This window comes from Acinetobacter sp. PFS20 (assembly GCF_052261015.1).
Classification (GTDB): Bacteria; Pseudomonadota; Gammaproteobacteria; order Pseudomonadales; family Moraxellaceae; genus Acinetobacter.
Window position 1 is genome coordinate 3,597,710 of the sequence record NZ_JBPVZE010000001.1, and the last position, 15,340, is coordinate 3,613,049.

Here is a 15,340-nt window from a genome sequence, read left to right on the forward strand (position 1 = left end):
ATATGTGCGGATTTTTTACTCCACCTATCAAATTTGTTCGTAAAAGATATTCACGAAAAGCATTTGATAAAATGGGCGGCTATTTATACCATAGACACTTGTAAATTACCAAAAGTTTTTAGAGATCATGAACAGTACTTATACAGCTCCACGTCGATTAATCAAAACTCCAGATGAAATTGAAAAAATGCGCATTGCAGGACGACTGGCGGCTGAAGTTCTAGAGATGATCAAGCCGTATATCAAGGCGGGTGTAAGTACACTTGAACTTGATACCATTTGCCGTAATCACATTGAAAATGTACAACATGCTATTCCTGCCTGTGTCGGCTATGGTGGCGCTCCTGGACGCCCTGCTTTTCAGCACTCTATTTGTACTTCGGTTAACCATGTTGTCTGCCATGGCATTCCTTCTGAAAATAAAACGTTAAAAAACGGTGATATTTTAAACATTGATGTGACTGTGATTAAAGATGGTTATCACGGCGATACAAACATGATGTATATCGTCGGTGGTGAGACGTCTATTTTAGCCAACCGTCTATGTAAAGTTGCTCAAGAAGCAATGTATCGAGGCATGGCAACTGTTAAAGATGGTTCATATTTAGGTGACATTGGCCATGCAATCCAGAAATATGTCGAATCAGAGCGTTTTAGTGTAGTTCGTGAATATTGTGGCCACGGTATTGGTACCGTTTTCCATGATGAACCTCAAGTATTACATTATGGTCAAGCTGGTACAGGTATGCGTCTGGAAGCTGGTATGACTTTTACTATTGAACCCATGGTAAATGCTGGCGTATGGCAAACTAAACTATTAGGCGATAAATGGACTGTTGTAACGAAAGACCATAAACTTTCAGCTCAATATGAACATACTATTTTAGTGACTCAAACAGGCATTGAAGTTTTAACTGCACGCCCTGAAGAGGACTTATCTCGCTTCAACTAATAGTTTAACAAACTTAAATAAAAGGCTGCTTTATGTAGCCTTTTATTATTTATTATGTATTTAAAATTAAAAAATATTGCCAAATATAAACAATTATTTCAAAAAAATTACAATTATTAATTTTTAATAAACAATCATTTTAATAAAACGCGGTATGGTTGGCTCAATAAAAATCAGTAAACAAATGTTCGGACATGGAGTCCTTTTATGATGAAAAAGTCATTATTTTGTATGACAGCTGCCTTTTTTGCCCTGCCAACAATCACTAACGCCGCTTCGCCGTATTTTAGTTTAAAGGATGGTGATGGCTTCAAACGTTTCTCTGTATCTGCTGGTCCTTTATATGTTAAACCGACTGGTAATGCTCAGCCTTTTAGAATTAATACTTCTGTTAAAGAAAATGAGCAATCTAAAGTCGGAGATATTAAAGTTAAAACAATTCAAGACAACATTTCAGACAGTAATAGTAATGTCGTTCTTGAACAGCTCATTGGTGTTATTGGTTTAGGTACAGATACGATTCCTTCTTGGCTAAGCGGAACAGCTGAGGTGCGCGGTCTAAGTCAATGGGATGCTGACAAAACAGGTTTAGAAGCCGATGATGTCACCACCTTAGGATTGATGAGTAATTACTTTTTTACAGATAATTTTTCATTAGAGTTAAAAGCTGGGATTCCACCTAAAGTTGACTTACAAGGAAAAGGGAAAATTTATGCGCCTTTTTCAGCCACAGCGAAACCCGCTGGTGGGATTCTTGGATCTATGGAACTTGAAAATAATCTTTTCATTACAGATCTTGAAGGACATGGGAGTGCCGCTTCAGCGCGTGCTTGGACACCAGCATTTGAATTTCAATATCACTTCGGCAAAACTGGTGTAAATAAATTTAGACCATATGTTGGACTAGGGGTTATGTACGCCTATTTCAGTGAATTAGAAATGAACCCAGAAATTGAGAAAGATTTAGTCAATGCTGGTCATATGATTGTGAATATTAAAGATGGTAAAGCAGGTGCTGCTTTAGAAAGAAAAACTAGCTCAGGAGATCCTAAAGTAGAACTTGAAGCTTCAGATGCTATAGCTCCTGTAGCGACTTTAGGTTTCACCTACGACTTTAATGATAAATGGTATGCGGTTGGCTCTGTTTCCTATGCTCACTTAAAAACAGATACGACGATTACAGTAAATGATGCTAAGTATGGTGAATTAATCAATGCAAAAGCAGATATCGAAATTAACCCAATTTTAGGTTACGCTGGTGTTGGTTACCGCTTCTAATTTCTGGTCCCGTATAGAGCTATAAAAACTTATGCACGTTTTTATAGCTTTCTTTCTATCTACATTTTGCTTCTTTTTAAATCAAAATGCTAAAAAAATGAGCATTTTTTATAAAAACTACAAATATAAAGACCTTCTTATTCTCTTATTACTACTTAACCATTTTCGTAATTGTTTTTCTTACATTCATCCTCACAAACTAACTCAATAAAATTAGAAAGTAATTTTTCCTTTTTAGTAAAATTCATTTTTTGGCACAAGCTTTGCTTTATTCATTGCATGATGAATCAATGATGATTCAATGAATAAACAAAGACGGCCAACGATGTCCGCTCTGATCAGTCTGCAGATAGGCAATAAATTGCCATGCAAATTAAATTTCGTTCAGTTCAGAGGGACGGCGTATGTCTTCGAATATCCAATTAGATGCAAAAAAAGCAACTGAAATCAAATTATTTAGTTTTTCAACTCCAGCAATGCGTGCCTTCCACATGACATGGCTCGCTTTCTTCGTATGTTTCTTTGCATGGTTTGCGTGTGCACCACTAATGCCCGTGATTAAAGGGGAATTTGGCTTAACAAAAGACCAAATTGCTAATATTAATATTGCTGCTGTTGCTATTACTATTTTAGTGCGGCTTATTGTCGGACCACTCTGCGACAAATATGGTCCACGTATTACGTATACCACCCTCCTATTAGTTGGCAGCATTCCAGTATTTGGTGTAGCTGCTGCCAATAGCTATGAATCTTTTCTATTCTTTCGCTTACTTATTGGTGCGATTGGGGCAAGTTTCGTCATTACTCAATACCATACAAGTGTCATGTTCGCACCTAACGTTGTAGGAACAGCAAATGCGGCAACGGCTGGCTGGGGAAATGCTGGCGGTGGAGCAACACAAGCTTTAATGCCTTTATTACTTGGCGCAATTGTGATGTTTGGTGTTGAACAAACCATGGGATGGCGCGTGGCATTAATCGTACCTGGCGTAATGATGGTTATTGTTGGCATTCTTTACTGGAAATTAACTCAAGACTGTCCTCAAGGGAACTTTAAAGAAGTTCGCGCACAAGGTATTGAAGTCGGAAGTGGTAAAAAAGGTGGTACTGCCATTTTAATGCAAGCTGCACGCAACTATCGTGTCTGGATTTTATTTTTGGCATATGGCGCAAGTTTTGGTATAGAGATTTTTATCCATAACGTTGCAGCAATGTACTATGTTGATCAGTTCAAAATGGATTTAAAAACCGCTGGTCTAACTGCCGGAATCTTTGGTCTGTTGGCATTATTTGCTCGTGCACTGGGCGGTATCATTTCCGATAAAGTCGCACTCAAAAAAGGCTTAGATGGTCGCACCAAAGTACTTGTACTCATGATTTTAGGTGAAGGGTTATTCTTAATACTCTTCTCACAAATGAATGCTGTTGCGCTCGCAATTATTTCGATGACTATTTTTGCATTGTTTACGCATATGGCATGTGGTGCAACTTACGCTCTCGTACCATTTATCGATCGTACTGCATTAGGTGGAGTCGCAGGAATTATTGGTGCGGGTGGTAATGTTGGCGCTGTGGCAGCAGGTTTCCTACTCAAAGGTTTACTTGATGTCCAAACTTGCCTGTTTATTTTAGGCGGTCTGGTTATGGTCGCAGGATGTAGCGTAATTTTGATTCGCTTCACAACTGAACATAAAGAAAAAGAACAAGTTCTTTTTGAGCAAGCATTACTTGAACGTAATTCCACAGCTTAATTTTTATAAGAAGCAGAGATCAAAATGGTGTCTGCTTCTTCAAATTTCTTATCATAAAATATTAACATTAGTCACTTTTTAATTCTTCTTAAATATTCTTGCCATCTATATCGATATTCCTCGATATATCTTCTACAATAAATGACCACATTATTATAATTTTCCATTAATCATGACTAAAACTGCTCACAACTTTTCCCAGCCACTTATCTATATGCTGATTGGTAGTGCCCTTATTTTGGCTCTTTCTTTAGGCGTTAGGCATGGTTTTGGACTGTATTTGGTCCCAATGAGCCATGAATTTGGTTGGGGACAGCATGTTTTTAGTCTCGCAATTGCGATGCAAAACTTAATCTGGGGAGCTGTGCAGCCTTTTACTGGTGCAATCGCAGATAAATATGGCAGTAAAATTGTAGTTGCTGTTGGCGGATTGCTTTACGCCCTCGGCTTACTCTTAATGGCTTTTAGCTCAAGCATCTTAATCTTAAATTTAAGCCTAGGATTGATTATTGGCCTAGCTTTATCAGCCACCTCTTTTACAGTTTTACTTAGTGCAGTAGGTCGAGCGGCACCTCCAGAAAAAAGAAGTATGGCAATGGGGATTGCCAGTGCAGCAGGTTCTTTCGGTCAGTTTATTATGTTGCCATCTACCCTTCTCTTACTCAAAAATGTTGGATGGTCAGCCGCCCTAATGGTCAGTGCACTACTAATTGCTCTTATTATTCCTCTTGCATGGATGTTAAAAGGACCAAGCAATCAAACACCAAAAGCAATTGCACAACCTCAGCTTACATTTAAACAAGTACTGAATATTGCCAGAAAACATAAACCCTTTTGGTGGTTAGCTTTAGGTTTCTTAGTATGTGGATTCCAAGTTGTTTTCTTAGGTGTACATTTACCCGGCTATTTAATCGACCACGGCTTTGATGCAGCTACAGGAACTGTATTTCTAGCCCTAGTTGGACTATTTAATATTGTGGGGACTTATGGTGCAGGCTGGTTAGGAGACCGCTTCTCAAAACCTAAATTATTAATGGCGCTTTACGGCAGCCGTGGCATCGCGATCATTGCCTTTCTGTTATTACCTTTAAGCATTTATACGGTATATGCTTTTGGCGTCATTATGGGCCTTTTATGGCTCTCTACTGTTCCGCTCACCAACGGTATTGTGGCAAATATGTTTGGCGTTAAATATCTTTCAATGCTCAGCGGCATTGTGTTTTTCACTCATCAAGTCGGTTCTTTCTTTGGCGGTTGGCTTGGCGGTGTTAACCATGACTTAACAGGTAATTACAATGCAATTTGGCTATGCTCTATTGCATTGAGTATATTAGGTGTAATCGTACACTTCTTTGTGAATGAGGAGGCTGTTATTCATGATGCATAATGCCTTACTTTTGAAAACAATTATGACTTTTATCCTAGTCACGCTTTTGGTGCTTTCTATAATTTTATGGAAACAAACACCAGATTTATTTGAATATTTTAACCAAGCATTTTGTCCACACTAGTAGGATGAAAAGCTAGAATCATCCTTTGGATTGTCATAAAAATATAAAAAACTTATGGTCTAATGAAAATAAAAAAGCCCGCAGATTTGCGGGCTTTTTTATTAAAAACTTATTTAAAATCAAAACAAACGATTCATACCATTAAGTGCAGCTACACGATATGCTTCAGCCATTGTTGGATAGTTAAATGTCGTTTCAACGAAATATTTCAATGTATTATTTGGGCTGTGCATAACTGCTTGCCCAATGTGGATAATTTCGGCAGCATTATTACCAAAACAGTGAATACCTAAAATTTCCATAGTGTCGCGGTGGAAAAGAATCTTTAACTCACCTACTGTATCGCCCGTAATTTGTGCACGAGCTAAGTGACGGAAAGAAGCTTGACCCACTTCATACGGAATTTTCTCTTCCGTTAATTCCTGTTCATTTTTACCAATTGATGAGATTTCCGGAATGGTATAAATACCAGTTGGAATGTCTCGTACTGGTTTAGCATCTTCACCACTCATGTTTGCGCCAGCACAGCGCCCTTGGTCATAAGCAGCAGAAGCAAGTGATGGCCAACCAATCACGTCACCAGCAGCATAGATGTTTTCAACTTCAGTTTGGTATTGATCATTTACAGAAAGCTGACCACGGTTGTTTGGAACTAACCCAACGTTCTCAAGACCTAAGCCTTCTGTATTACCTGAACGGCCATTACACCAAAGAATGGCATCGGCTTTAATCTTTTTACCACTTTGTAGATGTAAAACAACATGGTCATCAAACGTTTCAAGATGATCCATTTGTTCATTGTGACGAATCAATACACCTTGTTCACGTAAGTGATAAGACAAAGCATCAGCAATTTCATCGTCCAAATAACTTAAAAGTTTTTGCTGAGTATTGATCAAGTCAACTTTATGATCTAGACCAATAAAGATTGAGGCATATTCACAGCCAATAACGCCCGCGCCGTAAATAATGATTTTTTGAATTGAATAATCAAGATCAAGAATCTTGTCCGAATCAAATACGCGAGGATGATCAAAGTCGAGACCTTGTGGATGATAAGGACGACTACCTGTCGCAATCACTATTTGCTTACAGATAATTGTCTCTTTAATGCCTTCGTGGCTAAAAACTAAGACTGTATTTTTATCTTGAATGTATGCACGACCATGGAAGACACCAATCTTGTTACGGTCATAAAAACGTGTATGTGTATCAACCTGTTGTTGAATCACTTTGTGTGCATTACGCAAAACCTGTTTCATGGTGAACTGCTTCCATTCACCTACTTTTTGAAACATTGGATCACGCTGATAGCGAATAATACTAGAAACTGTTTGACGTAAAGCTTTACTTGGAATCGTTCCTACGTGTGCACAGTTACCACCAAGTTGATCACGCACATCTACAATTGCAACACGCTTACCAGCTTTTGAAAGCTTCATTGCCGCGCCTTCACCCGCAGGTCCAGAACCGAGAACTACCGCATCGTATTTAACGAAATTCCCACTAACGACCTCTTTTTTACGTGGCATTGAAAGCTCCTTCCTCACTTGAATGACCATATTTTATAATAAATTATGGCTAATATGCGGTGAATTTATGTATTTCTCAACCCTATATTTCTGAATAGCCACATTTATTATATGAATAGTTATTTTCCGCTATTAACTGAAGAACTTCGCTATAATACAATGTCAATGTCTCTATAAACGAGTGGAAAAGTTAGATATGTCAGAACACCGTAAACCTGAACAGGGTGTAAAACTTCGTGGCGCAGAAAAAGTCGCAAGAATTCCTGTAAAAGTTGTACCTACGGTTGAAGTGCCGCGTAAACCTGACTGGATTCGTGTCAAGATGACGGCACCAGAAGAAGTTCAGCGTATTAAAACGACTTTACGTGCTCAAAAACTCCATACCGTTTGTGAAGAAGCTGCTTGTCCTAACCTACCAGAATGTTTTGGTGGCGGTACGGCAACATTCATGATTATGGGCGATATTTGTACACGCCGTTGTCCTTTCTGTGATGTAGCACATGGTCGTCCAAATGCACTCGATGCTGATGAACCTCGTCACATGGCAGAAACCATTTCTAACCTGAAACTCAAGTATGCAGTAATTACTTCAGTTGACCGTGATGACTTACTTGACGGCGGTGCACAACACTTTGTGGACTGTATTAAAGAAGCTCGCGCGCTTAGCCCAACGACATTGCTTGAGATTTTAGTACCTGACTTCCGTGGACGTATGGATATTGCTTTACGCATTATGACTGAATGTCCGCCAGACGTATTTAACCACAACATTGAGACTGTACCTCGCTTATATAAAGCAATGCGTCCAGGTTCAGACTATCAACACTCTTTAACCTTATTAAAAATGTTTAAAGAATACTGTCCAGATATCCCAACAAAATGTGGTTTGATGGTCGGTATTGGTGAAACTGAAGAAGAAGTTATTGCATTGCTTGATGACTTACGTGCTCACGATGTTGACTATGTGACGATTGGTCAATATTTACAGCCATCTAAACAACATGCGCCAATCGACCGCTTTGTAACGCCAGAAGAGTTTGAACGTTATGCAGAGCATGGTCGTAAACTTGGCTTTAGAAATATCTGGTCTGCACCAATGGTTCGTTCTAGTTATTTTGCTGATCGTCAATACCACGGTGAACCAGTACCAGAAGTTCGTCGTAAAGTAGATCCAGCTAAGAAAATCGCTGTTCAAACCGTCGAAGCTTAATAAATTAAATATCTATAAAAAGCCCTCTAACCCAGAGGGCTTTTTATTTGTATAAGAAAATCAATAACATTTCTTGACAAATCGATAAAACAAGCCATTACACTTTCACTGAAAAATATCTTATACCTAAAAGTACGATATATCCCTGCTCTAGCATATACATCAATTGCGATATAAAAAATTAAATTTAAACAGCATTAAAATTAGCTAGTTAAGCCTTAAATCTCTCCTCGCTTTTTTGTAACTTCTAACTTGAGGGCTTATCTAGCAAGGAGCAAGTATGATTTTCCTACTCTTTGTTTTAAGCATTGTCATTCAGCTTTTTGCAATATGGGCAATTTTCTTTTTTAACCTGAATCGAATCATTGGTAGTGTAATTACGATTGCGGTGGCTATATTTACTGCACTCATATTAACCCCATGGGCTCTCATTTTAGGTATTCCCCTCATTGCCGTTAGTATCATTATTTTATTTGCACCATTACGCTTTAACCTGATTACCAAACCAGCCTATAAAACTTTAGCGAACTCAATGCCAAGCATCAGTACTACTGAACAAGAAGCTTTAGAAGCAGGTACCAGTTGGTGGGAAAAAGAATTATTTATGGGGGCACCTGATTGGTCTCAATTTGAGAAATATCCCTACCCAACGTTGTCAGAAGAAGAGCAAAGTTTTATTGATAATGAAGTTGAATTACTTTGTAGCATGCTAGATGAGTGGGAAATTCATCATCACTTAAAAGATCTTCCACCAGAGGTTTGGCAGTTTATTAAAGACAAAGGTTTTTTAGGTCTCATTATTCCAAAATCCTTTGGCGGCAAAGAATTTAGCTCATTTGCCCAAAGCCGTATTATGAGCAAAATTGCTTCACGCTCGCTCACCACTGCTGTGAGTTGCATGGTTCCTAACTCATTAGGACCGGGTGAACTACTCATGCACTACGGTACTGATGCTCAAAAGCAACAATATTTACCGGGCCTTGCTAAAGGCGAAGAAATCCCATGCTTTGGTTTAACCAGCCCAGAAGCAGGTTCAGATGCTGGTGCCATTCCAGATTCGGGTGTTGTTTGCTACGGCGAACATGAAGGTGCTCAAATTCTTGGTCTCCGCATGAATTTCTCTAAACGCTGGATTACGCTTGCACCAATTGCCACCGTTGTTGGTCTAGCATTTAAACTTTATGACCCAGAAGGCCTACTCGGAGATAAAAATAAAACAGAATACGGCATTACTTGTGCCTTAATTCCTGCAAGTCATGCGGGTGTAAAAATTGGAGCACGACATTTTCCAGGTTCTCCATTTATGAACGGAACTGTAGAAGGAGAAGATATTTTCATTCCTATTGACTGGATTATTGGTGGGCAAGAAAATGCCGGTAAAGGCTGGCGAATGCTCATGGAGTGCTTAGGTGTTGGGCGTGGTATTTCCCTTCCAGCTTTAGCAACAGCAGCAGGTGAAATGAGCTATTTAACCGTTGGTGCTTTTGCGAAAATTCGTCAACAGTTCAATATTTCAGTAGGTAAATTTGAAGGCGTGCAAGAAGCGACCAGTGAAATTGCCAGCGATGCCTACATGCTTGAAGCATTCCGTTATTTAGTGACATGTGGCTTAAACCAAGGTGGAACTCCTGCTGTGATGACGGCCATGGCAAAATATTATGCAACTGAAACGATGCGTAAAGTCGTTAATCACGGAATGGATATTGCTGGAGGACGCGCAATTCAACTTGGACCACGTAACTTCCTTGCCCTTACCTATCAAGCGATACCAATTGCGATTACGGTAGAAGGCGCAAATATTTTGACTCGTTCATTGATGATTTTTGGTCAAGGTTCAATGCGTTGTCACCCTTATCTTTTTGAAGAATTACAACTCCTTCAATCTGAGGATAAGAATGATTCAGTCAAAAAATTCGATGATTTATTATTTAAACATTTAGCCTATACCTTTAACCGTGGTGCAAAATCATTTGCTTATGGTTGGACAGGTGGCTCAAATGATGCTCCACAATCAGTAGATCAATTTACTGCCAGTTACTATAAGACCATCAACCGTTTTAGTGCCAACTTTGCACTTGTTTCGGATATGTCACTTGGTTTACTTGCAGGAGACTTAAAACGCAAAGAAATGTTATCAGGACGCTTGGCAGATATTCACGCGCACCTCTTTATTTCTACAGCAATTTTAAAATTTTATGAAGCTGGACAAAAAACTGAAGCTGAACAACTTCACGCCAAATTAGCTCTACAAAAAGCTTTCTTGAATATTCAGGAAGCATTTTGGGGATTATTTGAAAACTTCCCAGCTAAACTCCCAGCAGCACTTGTAAAATGGATCTGTTTCCCTTTAGGCCGTGTCATTTCAAAACCTGACGATGAGTTAAAACAACAAGTCGCTGAACTTATGATGCAAGAGCATCCTTTTAGAGAGCAGCTTAAACATCACGTATTTTATTCAACTAAAGCCGATGATGTGACTGGACGTTTAGAACATGCATTTCAAATTTTACGAACGCTTGAGCCTCTTTGGGATAAGTTTAAAAAAGCTGAATCTAAAGGCAAATTTACTGGACTGACTTTCGAAGAGAATATTCAACAAGCGATAAAAGAAGGTTTTATTACTGAAAGCGAAGCTCAACAATTATTGCAATACAATGCAATTCGATTCGACAGCATGCTTACAGATGTATTTGATAAAGATTTAAATAAAGATCTTCCTTTGTCAAACCCTCATCAAATTGTGTGACTGATGCCTCCACTAATTCACTATTGCAATCACACTTGATTCGCATTAATTAATAAACAGCCATAAAAGCGTCAATCGACGCTTTTATTTTTAGGAGAAATTAATGTCTAAGCAAGATTACGAAAATGGATTAAAAGTTCGCACAGAAGTGATGGGAGAAGCTTTTGTAAAACGCGCCCAAGAAAACACCGTACCCTTTACCCAGCCTTTACAAGACTGGATTAACGAGCATGCATGGGGATCGACTTGGCAGCGTGAAGGCGTATTACCGCGTAAATATCGTTCATTAATTACTTTGGCAATGTTAACTGCACTTAAGTCACCAACAGAACTCAAAGGCCATGTTCGTGGTGCACTTAACAATGGCTGTACAGTTGAAGAGATTCAAGAAACTTTATTGCATAGTCTGCCATATTGTGGCGCACCTGCTACTCAAGAAGCTTTTCGCGCTGCTCTAGAAGTGATTCAAGAATATCAACAAAAATAACTTCAATATGAGCCAGCACTCTACTGGCTCTTTTAAGCTAATTCAATTTAGTCGAATGTATCTGAAAATTACGGTCATCAATCACGATAGCCTGACGACAAATCCCTTCTACTTGACGTTGCTTTTCAAAAACTGCTGCTGACATCGGTTCAAAATTATCAAAAAAGCAGATTTCTTTTGGGTCAATAGAATAGATAAGAGACTGATTTCCGACACCCTCTAAAGTATCGTAATAGACAATCACCATTTTGCCATGTTGAATTTCAGCTTGAATATCTTGATAGCTCAACGCAGGTCCTGTCGGTATTTTCAGTACCTTTGCTTCTTTATAGCTCATTCGTTCGCTTGGGCTAATATTAGGATCTTCATCTGAATGAAATGACACGTTAAATCCTAATTTCTTTAATGCAACAGCTAAGGCAATAGTATAGGTGCCCCCTTCGTCGTGTCGGCAAACTTTAATCAACTCAGCAAAATCAATTTGTACTCCATGATGTTGAAGCACCATCCAAACCGCAAAAACACCACAGTTTGCTTCGAGGTTTGCTAGAGCTTGGGGAATATTTACTGCCATAATTTGAATCTATAAGGATAATTAGGCAGATAATAAACAAAACTGGATTGGCACTAAAAGCTTTTCCAAGTACAATGTTTCGCTAGTCGAGGGATGCTGCGACAAATGATCGGCACTAAAGATCAATTTGCCAGGCTCGACAATCGGTTAAACACTCGTTTTAACCAACAACGGCATCCGCGAACAGAACGATCCATACTATTTTTTCCCTAGGAGATCCTGATGAACGCGGTTAATGCTTCATTTACAGATTATAAAGTTGCTGACATCTCTCTTGCTGACTACGGTCGTAAAGAAATCAAACTTGCTGAAGCAGAAATGCCGGCTTTAATTGGTTTACGTAAACGTTATGCAGCGTCTAAACCACTTGCTGGTGCAAAAATCCTTGGTTGTATTCACATGACCATTCAAACAGCGGTTCTTATTGAAACGCTTGTTGAGTTAGGTGCTGAAGTTCGTTGGACTTCATGTAACATTTTCTCGACTCAAGACCATGCTGCTGCTGCAATTGCTGCTCGCGGTATTCCTGTTTTTGCTTGGAAAGGCGAAACTGAAGAAGAATATGTATGGTGCCTTGAACAACAAGTAAATGTTAACGGTCAACCTTGGGATGCCAACATGATCTTGGATGATGGCGGTGACTTAACTGCTCTTGTTCATGAAAAATACCCTGCTCTTTTAGAACGCATTCACGGTATTACTGAAGAAACGACTACAGGTGTTCAACGTCTTATCGAAATGTGGAAAGACGGTTCTTTGAAAGTACCTGCAATTAACGTAAATGACTCAGTTACTAAATCTAAAAACGACAACAAATATGGTTGCCGTCACTCATTAAATGACGCAATCAAACGCGCAACTGACATGCTTTTGTCAGGCCGCCGTGCGCTTGTGATCGGTTATGGTGACGTTGGTAAAGGTTCTGCTCAATCTTTACGTCAAGAAGGCATGATCGTTCGTGTAACTGAAGTTGACCCAATTTGTGCAATGCAAGCATGTATGGATGGCTATGAAGTTGTATCTCCATACAAAAACGGCGTACAAACAGGCAAAAAAGAAGATATTAACCACGACTTACTTGGCAACACTGACCTTGTTGTAACGACTACTGGTAACTACCACGTATGTGATGCTGCAATGTTAGATAGCTTAAAAGCTGGCGCAGTTGTATGTAACATCGGTCACTTCGACACAGAAATCGACACAGCTTATTTACGTGGTTACAAGTGGGTTGAAGTTAAGCCACAAGTTCACCAAGTTTATCGTTCAGAAGACGAAAACAACTACCTCATTCTTCTTTCAGAAGGTCGCCTTGTAAACCTAGGTAATGCAACTGGTCACCCATCACGCGTAATGGACGGTTCTTTTGCTAACCAAGTGTTAGGTCAAATTCACTTATTCCAAGAGAAATTTGCTGACCTTCCTGCAAACGAAAAAACTGCAAAAATTCGTGTAGAAGTTCTTCCTAAGAAACTTGACGAAGAAGTTGCTGCAGCAATGGTTGCAGGTTTTGGTGGTGTACTTACTCAGTTAACTCAAGAGCAAGCTGGCTATTTAGGTGTTGCTGTTGAGGGACCATTCAAGTCTGACGCTTACAAATACTAAGAACTTAAGGGCAGACGGTGAACCGACTGCCCTTTTTTCTAAAAATATTGTTTCGCTGTTTACAAGGATTTGACATGACTAAACGTATACCTATTTCTTTTGAGTTTTTCCCACCGAAAACTGATGCCGGTGCTGAAAAACTTCGTATTGTTCATCAAGAATTACAACTATTAAATCCAGATTTTTTCTCGATTACCTATGGTGCTGGTGGTTCTACTCGCGAACGTACTCTTGCTGCTATTGACGATTTCAATGGTAAAGGTACACCAGTTGCGCCTCATCTTTCATGCATTGGTGATGATAAAGCGCGTATTGCTGAGTTACTAGATTTATATAAAACTCAAGGTATTAACCGTATTGTCGCTTTACGCGGTGACTTACCTTCTGGTCAAGTCGGGCTTGGCGAACTTCCTTATGCTCAAGATTTAGTACGTTTTATTCGTGAGCACTCAGGTGATCATTTTCATATTGAAGTTGCAGCTTATCCTGAAATGCACCCTCAAGCTGAAAACCTTGATTCAGATATCCAACGTTTTATTGAAAAAGTACAAGCTGGCGCTAATGCAGGAATTACACAATTCTTCTTTAATCCAGACTCATACTTTTATTTTATTGAGCGTCTGGAAAAAGCTGGAGTTAATATTCCGGTGGCTCCTGGCATCATGCCGATTACCAATGCCAGCAATTTAATTCGCTTTGCTGATGGTACAGGTGCTGAAATTCCTCGCTGGATCCGTAAACAATTACAAACCTATGGCGATGACAGCGAGAGTATTAAAGCTTTTGGTCATGAAGTTGTTGTGAAGCTATGTGAACGCCTAATCGCAGGTGGTGCACCAAGCTTACATTTCTATTCAATGAATCAAGTCGAACCAACTCGTCAACTCGTTGTTGATCTTGGTTTAAATTAATTTTGTAAGGCGTACCCAATGAATCGTTTTTTTATCGAAACTGAACTTACAGTTGGTTCAACTATTCAACTAACTGAATCAGTATTTCATCATTGGGTGCGTGTCTTACGTGCACAATTACAAGAACAAGCGACTCTATTTAATGGCCAAGGTGGCGAATATCTCGCGACACTGACCGAAATTAATAAAAAAAATGCGTTTGTCACCATTGAGAATTTCAACCCTAATAACCGTAATGCCCCATTTAAAGCAGTTCTTGGTCAAGTCATGAGTAAAGGTGACCGAATGGATTATGCCATTCAGAAAGCCACTGAACTTGGCGTAAGCAAGATTCAGCTTTTAACCAGTGACCGCTGTGAAATGCGTTTAAAATACGACCGAGATCAAAAAAAATTAGATCACTGGCAAGCTGTTGCAATTGCAGCATGCGAACAATGTGGTTTGAACTTAGTCCCAGAAGTATTAGCACCTATTTCTCTTAATGAATGGTTAAGCTCTTCAGAACTTCCTCAATCTAAATTTGTTTTAGCACCAGAAAAAGAACAAAAAGATGTATTAGCAGGCATACAACCTGAACTTGCCTTGTTGATTGGACCAGAAGGCGGTTTAAGCGAGGATGAAATTACTCAAGCCAATCAAGCTGGTTTTATGAACTGGTGTATTGGTGACCGTGTTTTACGTACAGAAACTGCACCAGTCGTCGCCTTATCTATTTTAAATTATCGGTTTTTATCCACCTAAGTTCATTGAACATTGATTAAATCGCTATTTAAAGTTAATTTA

The 15,340-nt window shown here is 39.2% G+C and carries 12 protein-coding genes; 10 read left to right on the forward strand and 2 right to left on the reverse strand.

Features of this window, described 5'->3' with window-relative positions:
* Window positions 1-127 precede the first annotated feature (127 nt).
* The 4 genes from map (at window position 128) to ACS125_RS17085 (ending at window position 5,368) form a co-directional block, all read left to right on the forward strand.
* Entirely contained in the window at window positions 128-952 is an 825-nt protein-coding gene (gene map / locus ACS125_RS17070) for a type I methionyl aminopeptidase (RefSeq protein ID WP_004790999.1), read from the forward strand.
* A 207-nt stretch (window positions 953-1,159) separates the two neighbouring features.
* On the forward strand, window positions 1,160-2,230 hold the full coding sequence (locus tag ACS125_RS17075) for an OmpW/AlkL family protein (RefSeq protein WP_013197209.1): 1,071 nt from the start codon (window positions 1,160-1,162) through the stop codon (window positions 2,228-2,230).
* A 404-nt stretch (window positions 2,231-2,634) separates the two neighbouring features.
* A complete protein-coding gene (locus tag ACS125_RS17080) occupies window positions 2,635-3,981 on the forward strand; it encodes an MFS transporter (RefSeq protein WP_004790995.1) in 1,347 nt (448 codons plus the stop codon).
* A gap of 172 nt (window positions 3,982-4,153) precedes the next feature.
* The gene (locus ACS125_RS17085) at window positions 4,154-5,368 is read left to right on the forward strand and encodes an MFS transporter (RefSeq protein WP_443273512.1); all 1,215 of its coding nucleotides are present in this window, start codon (window positions 4,154-4,156) and stop codon (window positions 5,366-5,368) included.
* A 243-nt stretch (window positions 5,369-5,611) separates the two neighbouring features.
* On the opposite strand, the gene sthA is transcribed toward ACS125_RS17085, so the two are convergent.
* Window positions 5,612-7,024, reverse strand: coding sequence for a Si-specific NAD(P)(+) transhydrogenase (gene sthA / locus ACS125_RS17090; protein ID WP_004790990.1), 1,413 nt, complete (start codon window positions 7,022-7,024; stop codon window positions 5,612-5,614).
* Between the two features lie 196 nt (window positions 7,025-7,220).
* Here sthA and lipA point away from each other — a divergent pair, with 196 nt between their 5' ends.
* The 3 genes from lipA to ACS125_RS17105 all read left to right on the forward strand — a co-directional run bounded on the left by lipA (window position 7,221) and on the right by ACS125_RS17105 (window position 11,467).
* On the forward strand, window positions 7,221-8,234 hold the full coding sequence (gene lipA, locus ACS125_RS17095; RefSeq protein ID WP_004790988.1) for a lipoyl synthase: 1,014 nt from the start codon (window positions 7,221-7,223) through the stop codon (window positions 8,232-8,234).
* Between the two features lie 280 nt (window positions 8,235-8,514).
* Window positions 8,515-10,980, forward strand: coding sequence for an acyl-CoA dehydrogenase (locus ACS125_RS17100; protein ID WP_443273514.1), 2,466 nt, complete (start codon window positions 8,515-8,517; stop codon window positions 10,978-10,980).
* Window positions 10,981-11,083: 103 nt separating this feature from the next.
* Window positions 11,084-11,467, forward strand: a complete 384-nt coding sequence (locus ACS125_RS17105) for a carboxymuconolactone decarboxylase family protein (RefSeq protein WP_000043120.1) — start codon at window positions 11,084-11,086, stop codon at window positions 11,465-11,467.
* A 37-nt stretch (window positions 11,468-11,504) separates the two neighbouring features.
* Here the strand turns inward: ACS125_RS17105 and ACS125_RS17110 are convergent, their stop codons facing one another.
* Window positions 11,505-12,041, reverse strand: a complete 537-nt coding sequence (locus tag ACS125_RS17110; RefSeq protein WP_443273515.1) for a cysteine peptidase family C39 domain-containing protein — start codon at window positions 12,039-12,041, stop codon at window positions 11,505-11,507.
* 222 nt (window positions 12,042-12,263) lie between these two features.
* Here ACS125_RS17110 and ahcY point away from each other — a divergent pair, with 222 nt between their 5' ends.
* The 3 genes from ahcY to ACS125_RS17125 all read left to right on the forward strand — a co-directional run bounded on the left by ahcY (window position 12,264) and on the right by ACS125_RS17125 (window position 15,298).
* A complete protein-coding gene (gene ahcY / locus ACS125_RS17115; RefSeq protein ID WP_144731861.1) occupies window positions 12,264-13,646 on the forward strand; it encodes an adenosylhomocysteinase in 1,383 nt (460 codons plus the stop codon).
* 74 nt (window positions 13,647-13,720) lie between these two features.
* Window positions 13,721-14,557 (forward strand): methylenetetrahydrofolate reductase [NAD(P)H], encoded by an 837-nt coding sequence (gene metF, locus ACS125_RS17120; protein ID WP_443273518.1) that lies wholly within the window; start codon window positions 13,721-13,723, stop codon window positions 14,555-14,557.
* A gap of 18 nt (window positions 14,558-14,575) precedes the next feature.
* Entirely contained in the window at window positions 14,576-15,298 is a 723-nt protein-coding gene (locus tag ACS125_RS17125) for a 16S rRNA (uracil(1498)-N(3))-methyltransferase (RefSeq protein ID WP_312822665.1), read from the forward strand.
* Window positions 15,299-15,340 lie beyond the last annotated feature (42 nt).